Source organism: Methylocaldum gracile, from assembly GCF_053646815.1.
This window is the reverse complement of sequence record NZ_CM132196.1, coordinates 1,966,798-1,991,510: the sequence shown is the minus strand read 5'-3', so window position 1 is coordinate 1,991,510 and position 24,713 is coordinate 1,966,798. Positions and strand designations below refer to the sequence as shown.

The following is a 24,713-nucleotide window of genomic DNA, read 5'->3' as shown; positions in this document are numbered from 1 at the left end:
CCCGAACGAAGCGGCCGTAAAACAGTCCTAAAGTTGTGGCTTTTTACAGCCAGCGATCGCTCCAGTTCATCCTGAAAGGAATCACGGTGCACGATGAGCCAGCTCAGAAATTCCCAAACCATACCGGATCTGCGCAAGGTGAGAATCAATCCCGACTATTGGTATCCGCTCGCCTGGGCGCATCAAGTCGGAAAAGCCAAGGTTCTCGGAGCCGTATTCGCCGGCCGGCCTATCGCCATCGCCCGGACCCAATCGGGCAAGATATTCGCCTTGGAAGACCGCTGCGCCCATCGCCAGTTTCCGCTTAGCCTGGGGGTTGTCTGCGGCGACCATCTTCAATGCGGATACCACGCCTGGCGATATGACCAACACGGGCGGATCTCGGCGATTCCTTACGCCGGACCCGATACCGTACCGCCGCCCGGCGTTCGCTCCTATCCCTGCCGAGAGGCCTATGGAGCGATCTTCGTGTTTCCGGGCCATCCGGATTTGGCGGACCAGGTTCCGCTGCCCGAGATTGCGCTTCGCGATTCCCCCGATTACAAGCCCATGTGCTTTTCCCGGCAGGTCGATTGTCATTATTCGTTCATGCACGAGAACCTGATGGATATGAATCATCAATTCCTGCATCGGCGGTTGATGGGCAAGATCAGACCGGAGCTGCTCGGCACAGCCAGGGGCGACGGATGGGTCGAAGCGAGGTATCACTTCCATCATCTGGGCGGGCGCCGGCATTCAGGGTCCGATCTTCTCTCGTTCGGCGGCGACCACGCGGAAAAGGAATACGACGTCATGACCATCCGGACCGAGTATCCCTACCAAACCCTAACGATCGCGGGACGCGACTCCGAATTTCCGAGCGTCGGTTTGTGGTGCGTCTACGTGCCGAAAGACCCGGACCAAAAAACCAATCAAAGCTTCGGCATTCTGATGATCCGAAAACCCCGGATTCCCGGCTTGATTCATGTGCTATGGCCGCTCCTCCGCCATTTTGCGGAAGCGGTGTTCGCCGAGGACCGCATGGCGGTGGAAGCGGAACAGCGGGCTTATGACGAACTGGGGAGAGATCGAAACCAGGAAGTCTATCCCGTCACGCTCGCCGTTCGGGAGTTGCTGATATCCAGGGGAATCGCCCCGAAACCGGATGAATGCGGTTGAGAGGCTGAACCATCGGCGCAGTATCGAATCAAAGCTCGGGCAAAGGCTCGCGGTAGGGTGTTCCCCGGATTTTCGCCCTGATTCCTGCAATCCGCGGTCTTGGCGGAAACCGACATGAGAAGAGGAAACTGGATCCGGACATCCTTGTCCGTTGCGATCACGGTCCCGTGAACGCAGAAGCCGTGCCTTGGCGATCCAGTTATAGCCTTGTCCGTCGACTATTGGGATGCTTTTCCCGGCGAGTTCCGCTGTCCCTTCGCAGCATCCCACTGTCCCAACCGAAACCTTCTTGTTTCGGGCTCACATGCACCGTCTGCATGGAAGTGAAGTTTATTAAACCCGACTCTGACGCTTTCCGATATACGCCCGACTCCGTAGGTAATTGTTCGTAAAGGGATAACCAGGCAACGACATTCGGTTCGCTTCGCTTCCGAGCGGGATCAGCGCGCGCGGGCATGAACCCAACTCATGACTTTCGGCCACAGGCTGCGGTGGGCCTCCTGCCCTACCAGCATGCCGACGTGCTGGAGCGAGACGCCGACATCCCCGCCATACCAAAGCACCGTGGTATCCCGGCTCCGCACCGCGCGATGGAAAGGCAACACCGCTTGAGGCGGGACAATACGGCAGTTCGGGTCCACGGCGCTGAGAACCGGAGCCTCGACGAGCCGCGGGGCGACTTTATGGCCGTTGATCGAAAGCTTCCCCCGCATGAAGCGATCCTCGCGATACAGCCACTCGACGATTTCCTCGAAAAGCGCCGGTGCCATGGACATTTCGTCGCATGCCCAACGCTCCACGGCCAGATAGGTTCGCTGAGCCTGCGGGTCGCCGAGGCTTCGAAACCCGTTCAATAAGCGGCGCCAACCGAAGGTCAAAGGATCCGCGAGGAACGAGCACCCGCTAAGCAGCGAACCGGCCACAGGGGCTACGACCGCGGTCAAGTATTGCGCCGGCGGAGCCGTGGCGATCCAGCGGTCGATCAGTCCCACATCCCGCCCGAAATGCAGCGGAGCACCCAAAAGAATCAATCCTTTGACGCACTCCGGATGCAAGGCCGCAAAAAAAGTGGCCAAGGTTCCCCCCAACGAATGCCCGGCCAGGAAAACCGGCCCGTTTCCTCGTTCTTTTCCGATGGCCCTGACACTGTCGAGAATCAGACGGTCGGCATAGTCGGCCAGACCGAAGGATTGGCCGATACGGCCGGGACGCTCCCAGCACACCAGATAAACCGACAGGCCGCTCTCCAGTCCGCGCCGGACCACGCTGGCCCAGGGCACCAGGTCCCAAATGTAGGCGCGCTTGATCGGTGCCGGAACGATCAGCAGGACCGGCCCGGCCTCGGGCTCGAGTTCGGGACCATAGCGTCTGAGCGTGAGACCGGGCGCGGACATCACTGTCCGGAACGGCGTCTCCTCCCGCCCGAAGCCGGTCAGATCGAACCACAGGCCGAGATCGCGGCGGAACCGATCGATCGGTTCGAATAACCACGTGTCCAGATTCGGATAGAACCCCTGACGGGTCGCAAAATCATCCGTCACATCATCGTCCATGGACAACAACCTAAAGAATCGCCCCTTCCCGATATCGACCCGGACACTTCACGAAAACTCCCCGAGATCGGCCGAAATCGTCGGCAGACCCGAAACGAAGTTTTGTGCTTAAATTTGCGGCTGACTAAGATCCAAATGGGGGGCTCATGGTTCGCTCAACACCGGCCACGGGCGCATAGGAATCTCATCCGTTCATGGAGGGCTTATCGAACAATTAAACCAATAAGAGGAGCACAAGCTCGTGAGCATTGCCAACGTCCCAATCCGTCCGCCGTTACGGGTTCTTAATGACTTTTGCCGCCCCGGCTATAGCGGCCGGATTCTGTCCATATCGAGATTTCCCGGCGGTCGGATCGCGCTGATGTGCTCCGCGCTCACCTTGGTCGCCGGCAATGTCTCGCAAGCGGAGACCTTAGAGACGACTTCGTTCGTGCCGGCAACGCCCGAGGAACAGTTCGGTTACGATTTCGCCAGCTATGTGCCCGTTATGCGGCCGGTGGAAGGCACGGCGGACGTCTTCTCTCCCGCCGGCCTGAACCAGTTGCACATGTGGTCGGTAGACGTCGAGGCGTTCCAGTCGTTCGCCGAGAGCGCGGGAATCGCCCCGGAAGTGGGCCTGTCGCCCATGCAGTTCATCCGTCCGGATGGCTCCATCGTTTCCTTCGACAGCGCTCAATCGATGAGCGACTACATCAACACCTACGATGCCCTCGCGGCAAATTTGGGAAACGTCCCGAGCAATGGCGCGCTGTACCGGTTTTCCTCGTTTGATGCCATACGCTCGCAGATCACCGGGAACAGCGTGAGCTACAACGGCGCGGTGGATTCGCTGTTCTGCGGCAGCACCGGACTGGGCGGCAGCTACGATTCGGCCCTGGCGATTTATCACTGTCTGTTCGGCGCGGCGCAAGGCGCCCTGCCCGCCGCGCAGCAGATCAATCAGCTGAATTTCGTGGATTTCCAGTTCAACCGTCCGACGTCCGAAATGGCCCGCAGCCTCAACCTGATGCGCGGAATGCGTATGGCGCAACAAAAAGCCGATGAAGAGATTCAGGGCACGAACGGCGGGGCGAGCGGCGACCAGTATCTGATGCTGGGCAACCTCGGACTGTTCTTTTCCGCCGGCGGAAGCTTCGGCGACGTCAACACGCGCCAATCCTTGCCCGGCTATGCCATCAATCGACGCACGGTAACCGTCGGTCCCGATTACCAGGTGACCGATTGGCTACGGACGGGCCTGCTGTTCAACTATGTCAGCACCAGTTCGGACTTGGTTCAGGGGCTAGGCACTTTTAGGGCCGATAGCTTCCGGTTTACGCCATTCCTGACCTTCGTCCCCTTCGAGAACGCCTATGTCGACTTGACCATCGGCTATGCCCTTCACGACAACCGGTCGGAACGCCGGTCGTTCGGCGTGAACTACGAGGCCAACTACACCGGCGACGAGTACAGCGCCGCATTGGGGGCGGGATATAACTTCAATTGGGGCGGCTTGAACGTCATCCCGTACGTCCAGGCGGCGGGGATTTCGACCGAAATCAACCGGTTCCGCGAACGAAGCGACAGCGGCGTCGGAATCACCATGGGGAAGCAATATCGGGATTCGGTAACCACCACCGTGGGAACCGAGCTCAACTACGTCTGGAGCACCCCGTATGGCGTGGTTCTGCCCCGCGTTTTCGGAGAGTGGGTCCACGAATACCGCAACAGCAGTCAAGCTATCACGAACACCCTCGGGCGCGGCGGGTTCGCGACGTCATTCGTGACGCCCGATCCCATACGCAATTGGGCCAACGTGGGCTTTGGCGCACAGTTTGTGATGCCCAACTCGGTTTCGGCATTCGTGAACTACACCAGCCTGATCATCAGCGGCGCCACCAACCATACCCTGGAAGGCGGCGTAAGATGGGACTTTTGATGGTATAAGTAAATTCACGGCGTTCTCCGCGATACGGAGTAGATGCTGCGGCCTCGAATCTAAAATCTAAATCAGGCAGACCCAGCCAAGGATGGTTTCCATGCGATTACGACCAGAAGTTTGGCTCGTTATGCTGCTTTCCGCGCTCTTCATCAGCGATGGCCTGGTCTATGTCTTCTTTTTCGCGGATCTGGCCATTCCCGGTACACCGGAGACGAGCCAAACGCTAACCCCGAAAGCCAGCGCGACTCCGCAGGAAATCGGCTCCTACGACGTATTGGGCCGAACCGTCGGCAAAGCCGAGGCGGCCAGACTCCTGCAGACGGCCGACGGAAAACGCAACCTCGCGCCGGCGAATGGAGCCGTGGAGATCACCCGTGAGTTGTTGGAGCTCGGGCGTCGGGCCTTCTACGAGGAGACTTACGGCAACGAAGTCTTCTTGACGGATGTCGTCGGCGTCATCGACGGGCCAATCAACCTGTGGAAACTGGCAAAGGCCACGATGGCGCTGGGCGGAGAGCCGACCACCAACCTCCAGGTTCAGCTGGACCGCGACGTAACGATCGGAGGGCGGACCTTCAGGCGGGGCACGTGGGTCAATACCGGCCTGGATGTGCCGGCGGGCGGACTCATTCCGCTCGGCATGCGGGTTTTTCTGCAGCAGGGACAGATCCGGGTCGGCATGACCTGCGCCGCGTGTCACGCGACGGTCGATCCATCCACCGGCGCCATCATCGAAGGCGCGCCGAATGCGGATGTGAATCCCGGCTTGTTACTGGCTTTCGCCACCAATTCGGCCGCCTTCTTTCGCCAGACCGACGTCAACCCGATGCGCCTGCCCCCCGGCGATCATATTTATCTCAAGACCGACGACCGAAACGCCCGTCTGCCCGACCCGCGGGCGGTCGAGGACGCCGTGGACGCTGCCCTGCTGGCATGGCCGCCCGGCAACTTCGATTCCACCGGCGATCTTCAAAACAATCCGACTCAGATTCCGACATCCTACACCTTCGGCGCCTGGCCCTACGGTTGGAGCGGTTTCGCCTCGACCGGCTGGTTCCATGGGCTGACCACGCTGAACGCCAATGTCCACGGCACCAATTCGGACATGACCACCGGCGCGGATTCTAGCGAGTCCTTGCTGGGCATCGACAAGGAAACCTATCTGGGCGTCATCCTGCAGCGCTCCGCGAACGAGGGCTTCCGGCTGTCCGAAGGCGAACAGCCCTCGCTGTTCTTCAAGCGCATCGATCCGACGCCCGGAACGCCCGGAATGAATCAGGCCGTTACCATGCCGGGCTATCCGAAAGGCTCGATTTTCATTCTGGACGGTCTGATGCCCAACACGCCGGGAATGCCCGTTGCGGCGCAACTCAACGGCATGTCGGCCTGGCAGAACACCTTGTCGCCGCCGCCCAGTCCATCCGACGATAAGGAGGCGATACGGCGCGGCGCACGACTATTTTCGAAGGCTGGCTGTATCAACTGCCATAGCGCTCCAAACTTCACCAACAATCGCGTCCTTCCTCAGCCGACCCTCGGCACGCACCCGTCGCGCGCCAAGGCGCTGGCCGCATTCTGGTGGAGCTTCGTACCGCCAAAGACCTATCCCGCCGACGTGCCGGTGCCCCTGCCGGCGAATCCCGAGATGCTGCCCGTGCCGACCGATATCACTCCGGAGGAAGATCAGCGATTGGCCTATGCCCAGGGCAATCCCGCCGGCGGTTATAAAGTGCCCAAGCTCGTCGGCATTCGGGTCAGCGCGCCTTATCTGCACGACGGCGGCGTCGCCGCGGGACCCGAGGCATTTCGCCGCGAGGGCGACCGCATGGTCGTCGCCAAGACCGACCAACTCGGCATGAGCTTTCTCTTTCGCGGTATGGCCCCAGACCCTCGCAATAGTTTGCGGGCGTTGCTCGACCGGGATTTGCGCGCCTCTGTCGTCGCGGCCAACCGAGCCGATCCGCGCCTCCAAAAAGCCAATGTGGACGGCAGCGGCCATGAGGTTTGGGTGGATAAAGAAGGCGGCTATACCCTGCGAGACCAGGACGACCTGATGGCGTTTCTGCTCTCGCTGGACGACGAGCCGATCGTGCTGCCCTGACGCGCGTTGGAGCGCTTTTTCACCGCCGTAGCACACCACGCTTTTTGTAGGCCGCGCTTCGCGTGCAAATCGGCTCCAGGCCGATTGGTCCGGCACATTATCCCGGTTCTATTTGGCCTCGCGTCCAATTTCTTACACTTAGAGCGGCTGTCGGATTGGTTTACGGCTTGTGGGAGCGGGCTTTAGCCCGCGATCGAGCGATTATCGCGGGCTAAAGCCCGCTCCCACACTAAGTACATCCCATAAAGTTCTGCGGAAAGGGCGTACACTGGTGGCATGAAAGCCATCCTGATCCCCCCGTTGGGCAAAGCGCAACAGAGTGAGTTAGACACCCTGTATCGAAAGACCAAGGACCCACGACTCCGAACTCGTGCCCAGATGGTCTTGCTCTCGGCCGAGCGGGGTCTCAAAGCGCTGGAGATCGCGGGGATCGTGCGGGAGAGCGAGGATACCGTGGTGCGGTGGCTGAAACGGTATCAGAGCGAAGGCGTGGACGGGCTGAAAGATGCGCCGCGAGCGGGACGGCAAGCCAAAGTGACGGCGGCGTATCGGGCCGCCCTGGTGGCGGCGGTACGGCGCCGTCCGCGCAGTTTGGACCTGCCGTTTTCCATATGGACCCTGCAACGGCTGGTGGATTACCTGGCCGAGCAAACCGGGATTCGCATCGCTCTGGAAACCCTGCGCCAAACCTTGAAGCGCGAAGGGATTGTGCTCAGTCGTCCGCAGCATAAGATCAGCAGCCCTGATCCAGACTATGCGGTGAAAAAAAAGCGGTCGAAGACACCCGCGATCACTTGAAACCGGGCGATGTGTTTTACTACGCCGACGAGTTTAACCTCAGTTGGCTGCCTACCTTGACGGCGTTGTGGAGCCCGGTAGGCCAGCAAATTATGATTCCGACCCCAGGTCAGCCTAAGAAGCGCTATGGGTTGGGAGCGGTGAATTACCATACCGGTGAAACCGTGGTCTTATTCAAACGACACAAGCGCCGTCGGGAGGTGGCCGAACTGCTGCAAGCCATAGTGGACCAGCATCCCACGGGGACGATTTACGTCGCGTGGGACAATGCCGACACGCATCAAGACGACGACATCGAAGCGGTCGTGCGCGGAGCCGCCGGGCGACTGGTCCTGCTGTACTTGCCGACCTATAGCCCTTGGCTCAACCCGATCGAGATGCTGTGGCGCCATTTCCGCCGCGAAGTGACCCATTGCGAACTCTTCGAGACGGTAGCCGCCTTGCTCCAAGCCGCCCGCGAGTTCTTCGACCGTCACAACCGCTCTCCACAGCTGGTGCTCTCGATTATCGGTTCCTATGCCGTAAAAGTTTCATGAATGTACTTAGAGCATTTTCATATCTACTGTACGGGCACTCGCGCGTAGGTCGGGAATCCTTTCCCGACGCCATGCTCCGGCCGAGCGTCTTCGTCGGCAAGGGATTGCCGACCTACGACCGTGCATCCCCCCGTAGGTCGGGAATCCTTTCCCGACGCCACGTCCCGGCCGAGCGTCTTCGTCGGCAAGGGATTGCCGACCTTATATCTCGATTCTGCATTCCACAAGAGGCAGAATCGCCGACTGATCATCGGACCCAGACGCTGGGCAAGACGTTGCCGACCTTGGGCCTGAAGCCCGCGCCGTAGATCGTCCCCCAGCGTCCCTTCCTCGCCATAGAGTTCGAACGGTATCGTAGGGCTGCCTTGGGCAACACCCTGGATGGATAAGGCTGAACCCGGCAGGAGCGGTTTCGATCGGTCAGCACTTTGCCCCATCGTCAACGCAGACCAAGGAGACCCTATGACGTTCAGCCCCATCGGTATCGACATCGCCAAAGCCAAGTTCGACGCCGCCGCGCTACGCAACGGCAAGTACAAAACCAAGGTCTTCCAGAACACGCCCGAAGGGTTTAGGGCGTTTCTGGCCTGGCTGCAAGCCTTCCCGACGCCCCACGTGTGCCTGGAGGCCACCGGCCGCTATGGTGAGGGCTTGGCCCTGTTCCTGGTCGACCACGGCCTCGCCGTCAGCGTGGTCAACCCCGCCCAAATCCACGCCTTCGGCCACGCCGAACTGAGCCGCACCAAGACCGATAAAAGCGATGCCAAGCGCATCGCCCGCTTCTGTCTCAGCCAACGGCCGCTGCTCTGGCAGCCGCCTCCGCCGGCCGTGCGCCCATTACAAGCCTTAGTGCGTCGGCTCGAGAGCCTCCTCGAGATGCGGCAGATGGAAAAAAACCGCCTGGACGGGGCCGACCCCACCGTACGCCCCTCCATCGAAGCCGTGCTCGCCACCCTCGACACCGAGATCGCCGCGACCCAACAACGCATCCGGGAGCACATCGACCACGATCCGGACCTCCGGCAACGGCGTGACCTGCTCGACACCATTCCCGGTTTGGGCGACGCCACGATCCCGGTGCTGCTGGCCGCCCTGGGCGACGTTCACCGCTTCGAAAACGCGCGCAGCGTCGCCGCCTTTGCCGGGCTCTCGCCCAAAGAGCACCAGTCCGGGAAGTGGAAAGGCCATACCCGCCTGTCCAAGACCGGCGATGCCTTGCTCCGCAAGGCCCTTTACCTGCCGGCCATCGTCGCCTGGCGCCATAATCCGCCGATCCGCGCCTTCTGCGAGCGCCTCAAGGCCCAAGGCAAGAACGGCAAACTCATCGTCGGCGCCGCCATGCGCAAGCTCCTCGTCCTGGCCTACGGCGTCCTTAAGTCCGGCCGACCGTTCGATCCCAATCATGGGCTTGCATCGTGATTTCTAAGACGGTATCTACGAATGCTTGAATCCATTCACCCGAGCCGAAGGCGCCAACGACGTCCGCCAAGCCGGTTTTGCCGTACGAGCGCGATGAAAACGCTCTAAGGCCATTTGCAATCAATCCCTACATACGAATGGAAACTGCTCTAAACCCAAAGCGCTCCGGAAGCCGCATCGAGTGGTCTACCCGAACGTACTTGCGCCACGATGGGCAAGCAGCCCGGATGAAACATCGCTGATCCCGGCGGATCGAGGCCACGAATCCCGAATTCGGCAATGGCCTACTACTCCGAACCAGCTATCGGAACTCTTTCAGCTCCTGCTCAAGGGCGCTTGAAAGCGATGCCTTCCGGTGCCGTGCCGACTTTGATGGTCTTGATGATGCGATCCTTCGTGGCGTCGATCACGGAGATCGTGTTATTTCCCGTATTGGTCAAGAGCAGCAGTTTTCCATCGGCCGCAAAGCCGATGCCATGGGTGCCGGCATTCGGCGCAATCGCGACGGTCTTGACGATCGCATTGCTGGCCAGGTCGATCTTCTGCACGGTGCCGGCGCCGTCGTTGGCCACGTAAGCATGTTTCTGATCGGGCGTTACCGTCACCTGCACCGGCCCCGCATCCGTGGGGATACGGGTAATGACCTGGAGACTGTTGCCGTCGATAACGGCAACATGGTTGGCGGCATGACAGGCGATATAAACGCGCTGACTGTCCTTGGCGAAACCGGCCCCCAAAGGGCCGAGCCCGACCGGTATGGTGCCCATTACGTTCCGGTTGGTCCTGTCGATAACCGACACGTCGCCGCTGCCGAAATTGCTGACAAACACCCGGTCGCCCGCTATGAGCGCGAAGTGCGGCATGCGGCCGACCTTGATGGTGGCCAGCGGAGCATAGGTTCCGGGATCGATCACCGCGACGGCGTCATCGAACTCGGTGGTGACGTAAGCTTCCTTGCCGTCGGAACTGATGAAGGTGTGGCGAGGGCCGTTACCGACCCGGAATGTCCGGCTCACTTGATCCGTAGCCGTGTCGATGATGGAAACCGTACCGTCGTTATTATTGGTAACCCAGGCCGTTTTTTGATCCGGGCTCAAAAAAACATTGTGGTCATGGACACCGACCTTGACCGTCCGAATCGTTTTGCCGGTGTTCAAATCAACGACCCCAACTTCACCCCCGAACCAGGCGGTAGCGTAAACTTTGCCGCCGGCCGCCTTGGATTCGGCCGCGCTCAACACGTTAACGACTCCTAGGACATAGCACAGCACGATGCCGAGAACTTGGGAATGCTTCATATCGATCTCCTCTCCTAGTTCATATGTGGGAATCGGCAGCCGTCATTTCGGGCCGCTCATGCCTTCATGCGGGGTTTGACCGCAGCTCACTCAAAAGATAATGAAACGGGAGATATTCATTCTTAGGGGCTAGGTTTCATGATCTGATCCGCCAAGCCGGAATTTTTATCCGTTGTTTCTCAATCGGAGGAAGAGAGGAAACGGCGGAAGATAAAAGCGTCGATTCGTAATACTTCACAATGCCGTCGTAGAGACTGAAGCCATAGACCAACGCATCGCCCAGCATATCGAGGGCGTCGGCGAGGAGCGCGACCGAGCCGGCGATCAGGCCGGAAACAAGTTCGACGATGAACATCATCGCGTTCAGAGCCAAGACGATCCGGAGGGTCTTGGCTTGGCGCCCGCGGAGTAGCTCAAGCGCACCGGCTTTTTCAGTGCAGCATGCGTCCATCGTTTAAGCGATGCCTAATCCTAACCTAGGAGACTTCGACGGCTTACCGGGCCGGAAAGCTTCATGGCCCTTGGTCCGGCACTTGGTATTTGACATCCTTGTGCCAGCGCCAAATCAAGTAAACGGCCGGGATGACGAACAGTGTGAGCAGCATGGCGGAACCGACGCCGCCGATCATGGGGGCTGCCAGACGCTTCATCACATCCGCACCGGTACCGCTGGCCAGCATGACGGGAATGAGCCCTATGATGTTGGCGCCCCCGGCCATGGCCATGGGGCGGATGCGTTCCACCGCCCCGGAAAATACCGTCTCCGTGAGATCCTCGAAGGACTTCAGTCGACCCGCAACCTGCCGCCGTTTGACCGCCTCGTCGAGATAGGCCAGCATCACCGCGCTGGTCTCGGCGGCAATGCCCGCCAGAGCGATCAGCCCCACCCAGACCGCGATGCTCATGTTGTAGCCGAGCAAGGCCAGGTACCAGATTCCGCCAACCAAGGACAAAGGGACGCCCAGCATGACCATGAGGGTCTTTGTGACGGAGCGGAAGGTGAAGTAATACAGCACGAAGATGATGGCGATAGTCAAGGGAATGAAAAGCTTGAGCCGTTCCTTGACGCGCGCCATGAATTCGTACTGCCCCGACCAGGTGAGGGTATAGCCGGGCGGCAGCTCGATGTTCTCCGCCACGCGCCGTTTGAGCTCCTCAACATAACCGCCCACGTCCCGTTCGGCCATATCCACGTAGACGTAGCCCGACAGCATGCCGTCCTCGTCCCGGATCATGGCCGGACCGCTGACCATGCGCAGGGAGGCCAGCTGCGCCAGCGGCACCTGTGCGCCGCTGGGCGTATCGACCAGCACCCGCCTTAGCTTGTCCGGGTCGTCCCGAAGCTCCCGGAGATAACGTACGTTAATGGGATAGCGCTCCCGGCCTTCGATGGTGATGTCGATGTTCTCCCCGCCGATGGCCGATTCAATGTATCGGTTCACGTCCATCACGGAAAGACCGTAGCGGGCGATCTCCTCGCGATTGATGGCGAAATCCAGGAAATAACCGCCGGAAACCCGTTCGGCATAGACGCTCCGGGTGCCCGGCACCTCTTTCGCGATCATTTCGATCGATTTGCCTATAGCCTCGATCCTGTTCAGGTCGGGGCCGAAGATCTTGATCCCGACCGGCGTGCGCACGCCGGTAGTCAGCATGTCGACGCGTGCCTTGATCGGCATGGTCCAGGCATTGGTGACGCCCGGAAACTGCAGGGTCCGATCCATCTCATCGACCAGACGGTCATAAGTGATTCCCGGCCGCCACTCTTCTTTGGGCTTGAGTTCGACGATCACCTCCATCATGGAAAACGGCGCCGGGTCGGTGGAGGTTTCGGCGCGCCCGGCTTTGCCGAACACGTGCGCCACCTCGGGGAAGCCCATGAGCTTCCGGTCCATTTGCTGCAGGAGCTTGCCGGCTTCCGTCACCGAAATGCCGGGCAAGGTGGTGGGCATGTACAGGATGGTGCCCTCGTAGAGGGGGGGCATGAACTCCGAGCCCATCCGCTGATAGACCGGAATGATGCTGACGACGAGCAAAACGGACAAGACCATGAGGGACACGCGGTAGCGCAGCGCGAGCCTGAGCAGCGGCGCATAGGCTCGCTGCAAAAGACGGCTCACCGGATGGCGCGCCTCGGGCCGGATGCGCCCCCGGATCAGGAGCGACAGCAGGGCCGGAATCAAGGTCACCGCCAGCACCGCGCTCATGGCGATGGACAGGTTCTTGGTCCAGGCCAATGGTTTGAACAGCCGGCCTTCCTGGGCCTCCAGGGTGAACACCGGCATGAACGCCACGGCAATGACCAGGAGCGATGCGAAAATCGCGGGGCCCACTTCCTTGGCGGAATCGATGAGCACCCGCTCTCGGCTGCCCCGTCGACCGCCCCGGTCCCATTCCTCCAGGCGCTTATGGGCGTTGTCGACCATCACGATGGCGGCGTCCACCATATCGCCGATGGCGACGATGATGCCGCCGATGGACATGATGTTCAGGCCGAGCCCCATAAAATAAATGGGGATGAAGGCGATAAGCACAGCGAGCGGCAGGGTGATGATGGGGATCAGGGCCGAGCGGAAGTGCAGCAGGAAGCCTACGATCAGGACGCTGACGACGATCAGTTCCTCGATCAGATTCTCGGTGACCGTGGCGATGGACTGCCGGATCAGGTCGCTGCGGTCGTAAACCGTCACGATCTTGACGCCCGGTGGCAGCGAAGGCTCGATTTGCTCGAGTTTCGCCTTGATGCGGTCGATGACCTTGGGGGCGTCTTCGCCGTAGCGCATGATCACGACGCCGCCCACCACTTCGCCCCGACCGTCGAGTTCCACCAGACCCCGCCGCATGTCCGGCCCGAGCGTCACCGTCGCGACATCCCGCAGCAAGATCGGTGTTCCGCCGGGATTCACCCCCACCGCGATACTCTCGATATCCGCAACGGATTTAATATAGCCGCGGCCGCGCACCATGTATTCGGCGCCGGAAAGTTCCACCACCCGACCGCCCACGTCCAAATTGCTCATCCGCACCTTGTCCACAATGTCCGATACCGATAGCCGGTAACCCAGCAGTTTGGTCGGATCCAGGTTGATCTGGTATTGGCGCACGAATCCGCCCACGCTCGCCACCTCCGCCACCCCGTCCACGCTGGCCAGCCAATACCGGAGATACCAGTCCTGGAAGGAGCGTAAACTCGCGAGGTCCTGCTGTCCGGTCTCGTCGACGAGGGCGTACTGAAATACCCAGCCCACCGCCGTGGCGTCCGGCCCAAGCTGAGGCGTCACCCCCTCGGGCAACCGTCCGGCCAACTGGCTCATGTATTCCAGGACGCGCGAACGGGCCCAATAAATGTCGGTGCCGTCCTTGAACAGCACGTAAACGTAGGAATAGCCGAAGTCCGAAAAGCCGCGCACTACGGTGACATTGGGCGCCGAGATCAAGGCGGTTACGATGGGATAGGTAATCTGGTCTTCCACCAGGTCCGGCGAACGTCCCGGCCATTTGGCATAGACGATGACTTGGGTATCGGACAGGTCCGGCAGGGCATCGATCGGGGTGTTCTTTAAACTCCAAAAACCCGCCGAGGCCAGGCCGAACACCAGCAGGAACACGATGAAGCGGTTTTTGGCGCAGAACTCGATGATGTTTTCGACCATGGAAATCCCCCCTAGCCCCCCTTTTTCAAAGGGGGGTGAGTTCGGTTCTCTTTACCAACAATCATCCCGCGATCAACAGGAGATAAGCTTTTGTTCCCTGATGGGTCAACCGGGGCGAGTTGCTTTTCTCCCCTCGATCAATAGGGGCGAACTTTTGTTCCCCCCTTTGAAAAAGGGGGGCTAGGGGGGATTTCCACGAATCCGCTCCATAACTTCCCGATGGATCGCCTCCAGCACGGCATCCAATTCCAGCAATACCTGAAGATCGTTAAAGCGCAACACCTTGAGTCCGAGTCCGTTGAGATAGGCATCTCGGTGCGCATCCTTGTTTCGATAGTCAACGCCCAGATGCTGGGCACCATCCACTTCGATGACCAACCCGGCTTTGGACGAGTAAAAGTCGACGATGAAGTTTCCAATGGGTTTTTGCCGGTAGAACTGCGCATTCCCAATCTGCTTTCCGCGCAGATGTCTCCACAGTTTTTGCTCGGCATCGGTCATGCCCTTACGCAAGCGGCGAGAGTACTGTTTCAGCCCGGAGTTGTATGTGAGCATATTTCGATTTCCCTTGGACTTATGGTATGTGCCTCAATGTTTCATGCCGGCCATGCCGCCTACGGCGGCCTTCAGCTGGCTTTCCGAATCGATCAGAAAGTTCGCCGAGGTAACGACGTGGTCGCCCGGCTCGATGCCTTCGGTGATCTCGACCCATTCCGCGCCTCGCACCCCCGTTGTCACGTTGCGCCATTCGAGCTTGCCGCCGCCATGGTGGATGAAGATGATTTTCCGCTCCCCGGTTTCGAGCACCGCATCTTTCGGCACCGCGAGCCGCAGCCCCAGCGGGACGTTCAGCTCGACGTTGGCGTACATGTCCGGCTTGAGCCGTTCCTCGGGATTAGCCAGCGTGAAGCGGACTTTGGCGGTGCGCGTCTGCGGATCAAGGGTGGGATAGATGAAGTCGACGCGCGCTTCGAAATGGGTTTTGGGATCGTACGAGAGCGTCACATCGGCAGTCTGCCCGACCTTGATCAAAGGCAGTTCGTATTCGTAAATGTCGCCCAGAATCCAGATCGAGGTCAGGTCGGCGATGGTATACAGAGGCTCGCCCGGTTTGACGTACATCCCGGCCACGGCCTTGCGCTCGATGACGGTGCCCGAAATCGGCGCGTGGATGGGCAGGGTCTTGAGCACTGCGCCGGTGCGCTCGAGATCCTCGATGTGGTCTTCGGTGATGTCCCACAGGAGCAGGCGCCGGCGCGTCACCTCCAGCAAGGACCGGGCGCCCTGCGCCACTTCCGGGAATTCGCTCGTTCCGAGGTCTCGGACGCTTTGCAGAGCGAGCAGGTATTCCTGCTGGGTGGCGACCAGATCAGGGCTGTACAAAGTGAACAATATTTGGCCCTGCTTGACGCGATCCCCGGTGGCGCTCACGTACAGCCGGTCGATCCAGCCTTCGATCTTGATGTTGACGTTGGCGAGCTTGCGCTCGTCGATCTCGACCCGGCCCACGGTCCGGATCGTCCGGGTCAGGGGCCGCTGTTCCGCAATCTCGAACCGGACTCCGATCTCCTGTAGCCGTTCCGGGCTGATGGTCATCGTGTTGGTGCCACCCGGGACCGCGACAGGAGGTGCAGCTTCTTTTCCGCCCGGCGCCGTCCCGTGGCCGGCGTGGTCCACTGGCGGCGGGGTGGTGGGAACGGGCGTCTCGTTTCCGCACCCCACAAGCAGCAATGAAGTAATCAGTCCTACCGCCCACAGCGTTCTAGATCGCGGCGGGTGCCATCCGTTTATCATGGCGCACATCCTTGTGCGCCACCCTCCGGGCGCACTGCCGTGCGTGCAAAACGCCAAGTCCTGCCGTTTTGTCATGGACTTTCTCCGATAATCTCCTCGAGCCGGGCCAGCGCTTTTTCGTGTTCGGTCATCTCGCCGTGCAGTTCGATCTCGTTTTCCTGCAAGGTCAAGAGACTGTTGAGCAAGGTCAAAAAATCCACCTTGCCGACGGCGTAGCTCGCCTGCGCCGAGGCCAGGGTCAGGCGCGCTTGCGGAATGAGGGCCTCCGCCAGCAGTTTGACCAATTCTTCCGCCCTCTGTGCGCGAGCGAGGTTGTCCTGCACCCGGGCCGAAAGCGCTTGTTTTACCGCCCACCAGTCCTGCAGGGCGGCCTCCCGTCTCGCCACCGCCTCCTTCACGCCGTAACGTTGTTTGGTGGCGTAATACAGCGGTACCCGGACACCCAGCATCACTTGATAGCCGTCCCGCCGCATCGTTTCGTTGCGAAGACCCAGCGCGCTCAGCTCGAAATCGGGGAAATACTCGCGTTTCGCCAAAGCGATGGCATTTTCGCTCCGTTCGATGTCTTTCATTTGCGCCCGCAGCAGCGGTGCCGCCTGCTCGATCAGAGCCTGGATTTCTACCGGGTTGTGTTCAAGGGGCGTGACCCGGATCTCCTGAGGCACGCCCAAAGGGCGGGTGGGCGGATACCGGAGAATTTGATTGATCTCTGCCCGTAGTGATATGCCCTGCTGTTCCAGAATAGCCAGACGCTGCAGCACTCGCGAGATTTCGGTCTGGGCGCGGAACACGTCCTGCTGCGTCCCTTGTCCCACCATGTAGCGGGCTTTCGCGGTCTTCTCGAAGTTTTGCAGCAAACCGAGGTTCTTCCGCACGATCTCGAGGGATTTGTGCACCAGATGCAGGTTGTAGAAGGCTTCCTTGAGTTGCGCCACCACATTCAGTTGCACCGCCAGGTATTCCTGTTCGATCCGATCGGCTTCGCTCGCGGCCACCTCGCCCCTGAGGCCGAGCTTGCCCGGAAAGGGAATTTCCTGGCTGACCCCATACATCGCTTCCCGCTCGACGACCTCCCGATAGCCCAGATTGATCTTGGGGTCGGGCAAGGTCCGGACTTGCGGGATCACCGCTCGGGCGGCCTCGAAACGCTGCCGCGCGGACTGGATGTCCGGATTGTTCTCCAGGGTTTCTTGAACGAGGCGTTCCAAGTCCAGGCGAGGTTCTGCCTGTTCTCCGGCGGCCGCTAGGCTCCAAAGTGCGACCGCCAAGAGGATGCCAAAACGGCATCGGCTTCTATTGGGTTTCAGCATGAACCTCTCCTGGGATGCGATTGAATGATCGTCAGAGCCGTGACACCGGATTTTGAAGAAACGCTCAAACGGACTGAACTCATGGCGTGTCCTCTTCGACCTTCGGTTTCGGAATCACGGGGCAGAATCCCTGCGGTTCTACACCTAAGGCCGCATTGAACTTGCTCGACAAGTTTTGAAAGGCGATCAGAGCAGTCAATTCGACGATCGCATCGTCATCGAAATGGCGGCGCAGTTGCTCGAAGTGCTTCGACGCGGGGTGGCGGCCCGAGTCGGTCACGGCCTCCGCGTAAGCCAGCGCGGCCTTTTCCCGCTCGCTGAACAAAGGACTCGTGTCGAAATCGGCAATCGCCGCCAGCTTTTCCGGATCGAGTCCACGCCGGAGGACGAGAAAAAAGTTGAGATCGACGCAAAAATGACAGCCGTTGATCAGGGAGACACGGACCGTGATGAGCGAGCGTAGTGTCGATTCGATCGACGAGGTGCGGCGGTCGAGCGCACCATAGAGCAGCGCCAGGGCGGCAAAGACTTTGGGCATTCGTGCCCACAGGCGCGCGGATTCGAGCACGCCGCCATAGCGGCGCTTCTGGTTCCAAAAGAAAAGCCGCACATACCATGGAAACCGATAATCAGATGGAGTGGCGATGATCGGCATGATGTTTTCCCATTAAATCACCGGGGCGGGATGATTATTCCCATCCGGGGGCTGGATGTGAACGGTTAACCTCGATCAGGTTAAGGGACATGGGTAGAGACTTCCATGTCCCCGAACCGATGGGCGTTACCTGGCTCCGCCCGCCATCCGTCGATGGTCTTCCGCCATGTCTCGATTGGCCTCGGCAGCCCGCTCGTAAATATCAATCAGCCGCTTGCAATGAGCTTCGAAACTGCCTCCTTTATACTCCCGAGGGTAGTCATGAGGATCTTTCAGGAACTGCGCGAGGATTTGCCTATGCTCCTCGGCCTTCTGTTCCATCTCCCTGGCGACCGCCTCGTAATGATCGGCCAAGGCTTGATGATCGGCGGAAGTCTTGGCGCTTTGAAGCGCCACGGACATGTCCATCGGGTGAGGGCTCCTTTCGGCGCAGGAAACCAATAGTCCGAACAAGGCTAAAACAGCAATTACGATTTTGGTTCTCATGGTTTTTTTCCTTTCAAAGGTTTTCGATTACCAAACTGCGAAGTATTTCGAACAAAATTGGCGCTATTTCCGGCCGCACCTCCTTGCCTCAGCGGGTGTTTTTTCGACGGATAAACCTTTGACTTGCGCGTAAATCGCCGGAATCACGATCAGGGTCAATAAAGTGGACGACACCATTCCGCCCACCATGGGCGCGGCGATGCGGCGCATGATTTCGGAGCCCGTGCCCGAGCCCCACATGATGGGTAAGAGTCCCCCCATGATGGCGACGACCGTCATCACCTTCGGCCTGACCCGTTCTACCGCCCCTTCCATGATCGCGGCGTGAAGGTCGGAGGAACTGAATCGTTCGCCGGCCGCCGCTCGTCGTTCCTTCAGCTTGTTCAGCGCCTGATCCAGATAAATCAGCATGACCACCCCGGTTTCCGCCGCGACGCCGGCCAAGGCGATGAAGCCGATCGCGACCGCCACGCTGAGGTTATAGCCCAGCCAGTGCATCAGCCAGATGCCGCCCACCAGCGAAAACGGCAGCGACAGGAGGACGATGACCGTCTCCGTTACGCGCTTGAAGTTGAGATACAGCAGCACCACGATGATCAGGAGCGTCATCGGCACCACGATGCGGAGCTTGGCCTTGGCCCGTTCCATGTACTCGAACTGGCCGCTCCAGGTGAGGTAATAGCCGGGCGGGAATTTCACCCGCTCGCGCACGGCCCGTCGGGCGGCGTCCACGTAACCGCCGATATCGCGTCCACGGAGATCCACGTAGACGTAGGCGGACAGCAAGGCGTTTTCGGTACGGATGGACGCGGGCCCTTTGGTCAAGCCGATGCGCGCCACTTGCCCCAAGGGAATCATGGCGCCGGACGGCGTCGGGACCAGCACCTGGGTGGCGATGGCCTCGGGCGAGTCGCGGAATTCCCTGGGATAACGCACGACCACGCCGTAGCGCTCCCGTCCTTCCACCGTGGTCGTGACCGTCTCGCCCCCCAGCGCGGACGCGACCACGTCCTGTAAGGCGCCGATGCTCAATCCGTAGCGCGGCAGAGCCAGGCGATTCGGCTCGATGATCAGGTAATAGCCGCCGGTGATCCGTTCCGCATAGGCGCTGGTCGTGCCGGGGACGGTTCTGACGACCGATTCGATTTCGGTCGCGAGCCGTTCGATTTCTGTCAGATCATTACCGAACACTTTGATGCCGATGGGCGTTCGGATGCCGGTGGACAGCATGTCGATGCGGTTCTTGATGGGCATGGTCCAGGCGATGGTGACGCCGGGCATCTGGGTGGCATGGTCCATTTCGGCGATCAGCTTTTCGGTGGTCATGCCCGGCCGCCACCGGTCCTCCGGCTTGAGATTGACGACGGTTTCGAACATCTCGAGCGGAGCCGGGTCGGTGGCGGTGGCGGCGCGGCCGGCCTTCCCGAACACCGACTCGACTTCGGGAAAGGTCTTGAGGATACGGTTGTGAATCTGCATGATCTCCGCCGCCTTCGTCACCGAAAGCCCCGGAAGACTCATGGGCATGAACAGCAGCGTGCCTTCGTTCAAGGTGGGCATGAATTCGCTGCCGAGCTTGGACAGCGGGTAAGCCGTCACCGCTAGAACCAGCAGGGCAAAAGCGATGGTCAACTTCTTCCCGCGCAGCACGAAGGCGATGACGGGGCGGTACAGCCAGATCAGCGCCCGGCTGACGGGGTTCTTGTGCTCCGGCACGATCCGCCCCCGGATGAACAGGAGCATCAGCACCGGCACCAGAGTCACCGACAACAGCGCCGACCCCGCCATGGCGAAGGTCTTGGTGTAGGCCAGCGGCTTGAACAAGCGGCCCTCCTGGTCTTCCAGCGCGAACACCGGCAGGAAGGAGACGGTGATGATCAAGAGGCTGAAGAACAGGGCGGGGCCGACCTCGCGGGCCGCCCTGGTCATGATGGCGAGCCGGTTTTCATGAGGCTCCGCCCGTTCCAGATGCTTGTGGGCGTTTTCGATCATCACGATGGCGGCGTCCACCATGGCGCCGATGGCGATGGCGATGCCGCCGAGGCTCATGATATTGGAGTTGATGCCTAGAAGATGCATGACGATGAAGGCGATCAGCACCCCGATCGGCAGCATGATGATGGCCACCAGGGCGCTTCGAATATGGAGCAGGAAGACGATGCAGACTGCGGCCACGACGAGGGTTTCTTCGACGAGCTTTTCGCGCAGATTGGCTATGGCCCTCAAAATCAAACCCGAGCGGTCGTAAACCGCTTCGACCGAGACGCCCTCGGGCAGGCCGCTGCTGATTTCGGCCAGTTTCTCCTTGACATTCCGGATCACGTCCAGCGCATTCTGGCCGTAGCGGGCCATGGCGATGCCGGAAACCGCCTCGCCTTCGCCGTTCAGTTCGGTGAGCCCGCGCCGCTCGTCCGGCCCCAGTTCCACCCGAGCCACGTCCCTGAGCAGCACCGGCGTACCGTTTTCGGCCTTGAGCACCAGTTTCTCCAGATCGCCGATGCCTCGTAGATACCCTTTGCCGCGTACCATGTATTCGGTTTCGCTCATTTCGACGACCCGCCCGCCGACATCACGGTTGCTCGCCCGGATCGTCTCGCTGACCGTGCTCAATGGAATTCCGTAAGCCTGGAGCCGGCGCGGATCGACGACGACCTGGTACTGCCGGACGAAGCCGCCGACGCTGGCGACTTCCGCCACGCCGTGCGCCTTGGCGAGCTGATAGCGGATGAACCAGTCCTGGAGACTGCGGAGTTCCGCCAAAGTGTGCCGGGCGCCTTGCACGACATATTGGTAAACCCAGCCGACGCCGGTGGCGTCGGGTCCCAGTGTGGGCGTCAGGCCCATCGGCAGCCGCTTGGCGGCAAAGTTCAGATATTCCAGAACCCGCGAGCGCGCCCAATAAATGTCGGTACCGTCTTCGAAAATGATGTAGACGAACGATGCGCCGAAGAACGAGAAACCGCGCACGACCTTGGAGCGGGGCACGCTCAGCATGGCGGTGGTCAAGGGATAAGTGACCTGATCCTCCACCACTTGCGGGGCCTGGCCGGGATATTCGGTGTAAACGATGACTTGTGCGTCGGAGAGATCGGGCAGCGCGTCGAGCGGGGTCTTCACCACGGAATAAATGCCGGCGAAGACGGCGAACACCGTCGCCAGCAGCACCAGAAAGACGTTGCGCGCCGACCATTCGATGATTCGTGCCAGCATCACATTCCCCCATGATCGGCGTGATTACCCGGCGCCGGCGGCTCCGGAGCGCCGAAGCTGTCCAAGGCCGATTTCAGGTTACTTTCGGCGTCGATCAGGAAATTGGCGCTGATCACCACGTTTTCGCCGGCCTTCAGGCCTTCCAAGACTTCCACCCACTCATCGCCTCGCGTACCCAGCCGGACCAGGCGAGGCTCGAAACGGCCCTCGCCGCGATCCACCAGAACCCGAGGGCGCCTGCCCCCTTCCAGCACCGAGGACTCTGGAATGGCCAAGGCTGGCCGGACGGTGCCGGCCAACTCGACATGGGCGTACATCATGGGCTTCAGGAGCCCTTTAGGATTGGGCAGCTCGATCCGAACACGGGCCGTCCGGGTTTCGGAATTCAGGGTCGGATAGACGAAAGTCACCTTGCCGTCGAAGGTTCGGCCCGGATAGGCGTCGAGTCCGACCCGGACGGCCTGCCCGCTCGATATCAGACCGAGCTCCTGCTCGAAGACCTCGGCGATGATCCAGACCGAGGACAAATCGGCGATTTTGAACAAGGTGTCGCCTGCCATCGCTCGCATGCCGGCAATGGCCATTTTTTCCATGACAACGCCGGATACCGGCGAGCGGATGACCAGATTGCGCCGGACGATCTCCTCTCGTTCCAACTGCCGGATTTCGGCCTCCGAGACGCCCCAGTAACGCAGCCGCTCCAGGCTGCTTTGCACCAGACTTTCCATCTCGGCTTGAGTGTGCGGCGCGGCGTTTTTCAGCGCGGATCGGCTGTTTTTGGCGATCAGGTAGTCGTTCTGCGCGGATACCAGATCGGGGCTGTACAGTTCGAACAGCGGCTGCCCTTTCTTAACCGATTGGCCGGTGGCGTTGACGTGGAGCTTTTCGATGTAAGCGTCGAACTTGAGCGCCATCGTGTGGAGCCGCCGTTCGTCCGCCTCGATGAGACCGACCGCGCGGACGGTGCGGACCAGATCCCGCTGCTCCACCGCTGCCGTCCGGACGCCGAGCTTCTGGACCTTGTCGGGACTGATTTTGACGATATTGGCTTCGCCGGGTGTTTCTTCGTCGGCGTAGACGGGAATGTAATCCATCCCCATGGAATCTTTTTTCGGCACGGGCGAAGTATCGGGAAGTCCCATCGGGTTCCGGTAATGAAGGATTCTGCGTTTCTTGGGCGTTTCGGCGCTCGGATGCGGTTCCGCTTGCCCGGTTTCCGGTGCCTGATCCTCGTAGACCGGAACGTAATCCATACCCATTTCGTCCTTCGCCGGGACCGGCGAGGTAACCGAGGGATTCATGGGGTGGCGGTAATACAGGACTTTTTTCTCGGCGGGAGTCGACGGCTCCGAGCCCTCGCGGAACCCGGCCAGCCAATAGCCCGAAGCCAGGCCGACGATCAGCGCCGCCAATATCAAAAACACGGCCGATCGGTTCATAAGGCCTCCTTGCCGGCCGCGGCGGAAAGCCTGGCCAAAGCCTGCTGCGCCTGGGCGTAAGCTTGCCAGGCCTGGATTTCGGCGTTGCGGAGATTGGCCGTGGCGCGGAGCAGATCGGCCATGGCGGCCTTGCCGACCTCGAAGTTCGCTCTCAAGGATGCGACGGTCTGCTCGGCCAAGGGGACGATTTCGTGGCGCAGCAAGGCGTGGTGGTCCTTGGCGCGCCGGTAATCGGACAGCGTCGCAGCGATGTCCGCCTGAACCTTTCTGAATGCGTCCTGCAGCGCATATTTTTCGCGCAGCCATTCGCTTTGCTGCTGATCCACCGCCTTCGCCTGCTTACGTCCGGCATAGACGGGAAGATTGAGGCTGACTCCGAAGCGAACGAAATCGCTGCGGTTCTCGCCGTTGGGGGCGCGATCGCGAAAAGCATAGCCGGCGCTGAAGGTGAGGTCTGGATAATAGTCTTTCTTCGCCAGCTCCACTCGGCTTTGAGCGGCGTCGACGTTGCGCCGTTTTTGATTCAGCAGCGGCCGCCCCTGTTCCGCGGCTTCGTCCAGCTGCTCCTCGGCGAGCATCTCCGGAAGCTCGTCAGGCTGGTCGTAGGCCAAACCGAAGAAGGTCGTCGGCGGGCGGTCGAGCAAGGCATTGAGGCGGGCCACTTCGCGGTGGTGCATGGCGGTGTGAATCAGCCGCTCCTCGCCCAATTTGGACAGTTCCAGTTGCGCCTGGAGCACATCCTGTTGGAGGGCTTCGCCGACCCGGTAACGCGCCTGAACGGCTCGGATCACGTCACGCAGAGTGGTTTCGGTTTCGGTGAGAATTTGCAGCGTCCGCTCCAGGTAAAACAGTTGCCACCAGCGGAGTTTCACGTCCCGCACCAATCGCAGACGGGCTTCTTCGACCGTTTGCGTGGCAGCCTCTGCCTCGAATCCGGCCGCCTGTTCCTTGAGCGCCAGCTTGCCCGGAAACGGAACGGTCTGGCTGAGGCCCACATCCACCATGGTCATGAAGTCCTCCCGGACATCGAAGCTGTCGGCGGGAAGGTTCAGCATTTCGACGCTCAAGGTGGGGTCCGGCAGACTGCCGGCCTGCGACGGAACCGTCGCCATCGCTTCGGCGCGGGCGTTGATTTCGGCGAGGCTCGGATTATTGGCGAGCGCCTGAGAAATAGCCGCATCGAGGCTTAGCGAGGCCGTTTTTTCCTGCCCCCCAGGGGACGATGAAAAATAACCTAGGCCAATCAGTATCAGAATGAAGGCAAAAGGCCGGCGATGCAGCCGATGCATTTTGCGTAAGCGGAGCACAGTAGTTCTCCCTTGACGAAGTTCAGGTCCCTGAATCCCAAGATTCAGGCCATACCGAAAACCCCGGCCCCGTGC

General features: G+C 60.5%; 19 protein-coding genes. 6 read left to right on the top strand and 13 right to left on the bottom strand.

Annotated elements, in window-relative coordinates; translation table 11 throughout:
* Window positions 1-93 precede the first annotated feature (93 nt).
* Window positions 94-1,158 carry an aromatic ring-hydroxylating oxygenase subunit alpha gene (locus ACWJJK_RS08695; protein ID WP_086134496.1) on the top strand — a complete coding sequence of 355 codons (1,065 nt, stop codon included), beginning with the start codon at window positions 94-96 and terminating at the stop codon, window positions 1,156-1,158.
* Between the two features lie 440 nt (window positions 1,159-1,598).
* Here ACWJJK_RS08695 and ACWJJK_RS08690 read toward each other — a convergent pair whose 3' ends face one another.
* Window positions 1,599-2,711 (bottom strand): alpha/beta fold hydrolase, encoded by a 1,113-nt coding sequence (locus ACWJJK_RS08690; RefSeq protein ID WP_454128880.1) that lies wholly within the window; start codon window positions 2,709-2,711, stop codon window positions 1,599-1,601.
* A 241-nt stretch (window positions 2,712-2,952) separates the two neighbouring features.
* Here ACWJJK_RS08690 and ACWJJK_RS08685 point away from each other — a divergent pair, with 241 nt between their 5' ends.
* From ACWJJK_RS08685 to ACWJJK_RS08670, 4 genes are all read left to right on the top strand, one after another.
* Complete coding sequence (locus ACWJJK_RS08685) at window positions 2,953-4,629, top strand: autotransporter outer membrane beta-barrel domain-containing protein (RefSeq protein WP_454128879.1); 1,677 nt, start codon at window positions 2,953-2,955, stop codon at window positions 4,627-4,629.
* Between the two features lie 100 nt (window positions 4,630-4,729).
* Window positions 4,730-6,733 (top strand): hypothetical protein, encoded by a 2,004-nt coding sequence (locus ACWJJK_RS08680; protein ID WP_086134499.1) that lies wholly within the window; start codon window positions 4,730-4,732, stop codon window positions 6,731-6,733.
* 276 nt (window positions 6,734-7,009) lie between these two features.
* The gene (locus ACWJJK_RS08675; protein WP_434111134.1) at window positions 7,010-7,531 is read left to right on the top strand and encodes a helix-turn-helix domain-containing protein; all 522 of its coding nucleotides are present in this window, start codon (window positions 7,010-7,012) and stop codon (window positions 7,529-7,531) included.
* The gene (locus ACWJJK_RS08670) at window positions 7,528-8,067 is read left to right on the top strand and encodes an IS630 family transposase (protein ID WP_454128878.1); all 540 of its coding nucleotides are present in this window, start codon (window positions 7,528-7,530) and stop codon (window positions 8,065-8,067) included. The genes ACWJJK_RS08675 and ACWJJK_RS08670 overlap by 4 nt, the downstream gene beginning before the upstream one ends.
* A gap of 23 nt (window positions 8,068-8,090) precedes the next feature.
* On the opposite strand, the gene ACWJJK_RS08665 is transcribed toward ACWJJK_RS08670, so the two are convergent.
* Window positions 8,091-8,504, bottom strand: a complete 414-nt coding sequence (locus tag ACWJJK_RS08665) for a hypothetical protein (protein WP_454128877.1) — start codon at window positions 8,502-8,504, stop codon at window positions 8,091-8,093.
* A gap of 25 nt (window positions 8,505-8,529) precedes the next feature.
* Here ACWJJK_RS08665 and ACWJJK_RS08660 point away from each other — a divergent pair, with 25 nt between their 5' ends.
* Window positions 8,530-9,486 carry an IS110 family transposase gene (locus tag ACWJJK_RS08660; protein ID WP_454128876.1) on the top strand — a complete coding sequence of 319 codons (957 nt, stop codon included), beginning with the start codon at window positions 8,530-8,532 and terminating at the stop codon, window positions 9,484-9,486.
* A gap of 326 nt (window positions 9,487-9,812) precedes the next feature.
* Here the strand turns inward: ACWJJK_RS08660 and ACWJJK_RS08655 are convergent, their stop codons facing one another.
* From ACWJJK_RS08655 to ACWJJK_RS08605, 11 genes are all read right to left on the bottom strand, one after another.
* Entirely contained in the window at window positions 9,813-10,784 is a 972-nt protein-coding gene (locus tag ACWJJK_RS08655; protein ID WP_454128875.1) for a YVTN family beta-propeller repeat protein, read from the bottom strand.
* A 136-nt stretch (window positions 10,785-10,920) separates the two neighbouring features.
* A complete protein-coding gene (locus ACWJJK_RS08650; protein WP_077731116.1) occupies window positions 10,921-11,235 on the bottom strand; it encodes a cation transporter in 315 nt (104 codons plus the stop codon).
* A 61-nt stretch (window positions 11,236-11,296) separates the two neighbouring features.
* Entirely contained in the window at window positions 11,297-14,437 is a 3,141-nt protein-coding gene (locus ACWJJK_RS08645; protein WP_454128874.1) for an efflux RND transporter permease subunit, read from the bottom strand.
* 180 nt (window positions 14,438-14,617) lie between these two features.
* The gene (locus ACWJJK_RS08640; protein ID WP_156879996.1) at window positions 14,618-14,992 is read right to left on the bottom strand and encodes a DUF559 domain-containing protein; all 375 of its coding nucleotides are present in this window, start codon (window positions 14,990-14,992) and stop codon (window positions 14,618-14,620) included.
* A 33-nt stretch (window positions 14,993-15,025) separates the two neighbouring features.
* Window positions 15,026-16,231, bottom strand: coding sequence for an efflux RND transporter periplasmic adaptor subunit (locus ACWJJK_RS08635; RefSeq protein ID WP_454128873.1), 1,206 nt, complete (start codon window positions 16,229-16,231; stop codon window positions 15,026-15,028).
* Window positions 16,232-16,302: 71 nt separating this feature from the next.
* Entirely contained in the window at window positions 16,303-17,541 is a 1,239-nt protein-coding gene (locus ACWJJK_RS08630) for a TolC family protein (RefSeq protein WP_454128872.1), read from the bottom strand.
* Between the two features lie 79 nt (window positions 17,542-17,620).
* Window positions 17,621-18,196, bottom strand: a complete 576-nt coding sequence (locus ACWJJK_RS08625; protein WP_454128871.1) for a carboxymuconolactone decarboxylase family protein — start codon at window positions 18,194-18,196, stop codon at window positions 17,621-17,623.
* Window positions 18,197-18,322: 126 nt separating this feature from the next.
* The gene (locus tag ACWJJK_RS08620; RefSeq protein WP_077731122.1) at window positions 18,323-18,682 is read right to left on the bottom strand and encodes a hypothetical protein; all 360 of its coding nucleotides are present in this window, start codon (window positions 18,680-18,682) and stop codon (window positions 18,323-18,325) included.
* 63 nt (window positions 18,683-18,745) lie between these two features.
* Window positions 18,746-21,892, bottom strand: coding sequence for an efflux RND transporter permease subunit (locus ACWJJK_RS08615; protein ID WP_454128870.1), 3,147 nt, complete (start codon window positions 21,890-21,892; stop codon window positions 18,746-18,748).
* Window positions 21,892-23,331, bottom strand: a complete 1,440-nt coding sequence (locus tag ACWJJK_RS08610) for an efflux RND transporter periplasmic adaptor subunit (RefSeq protein WP_434130631.1) — start codon at window positions 23,329-23,331, stop codon at window positions 21,892-21,894. The genes ACWJJK_RS08615 and ACWJJK_RS08610 overlap by 1 nt, the downstream gene beginning before the upstream one ends.
* A complete protein-coding gene (locus ACWJJK_RS08605) occupies window positions 23,328-24,638 on the bottom strand; it encodes a TolC family protein (protein ID WP_434130632.1) in 1,311 nt (436 codons plus the stop codon). Before ACWJJK_RS08605 ends, ACWJJK_RS08610 begins: the two co-directional genes overlap by 4 nt.
* Window positions 24,639-24,713 lie beyond the last annotated feature (75 nt).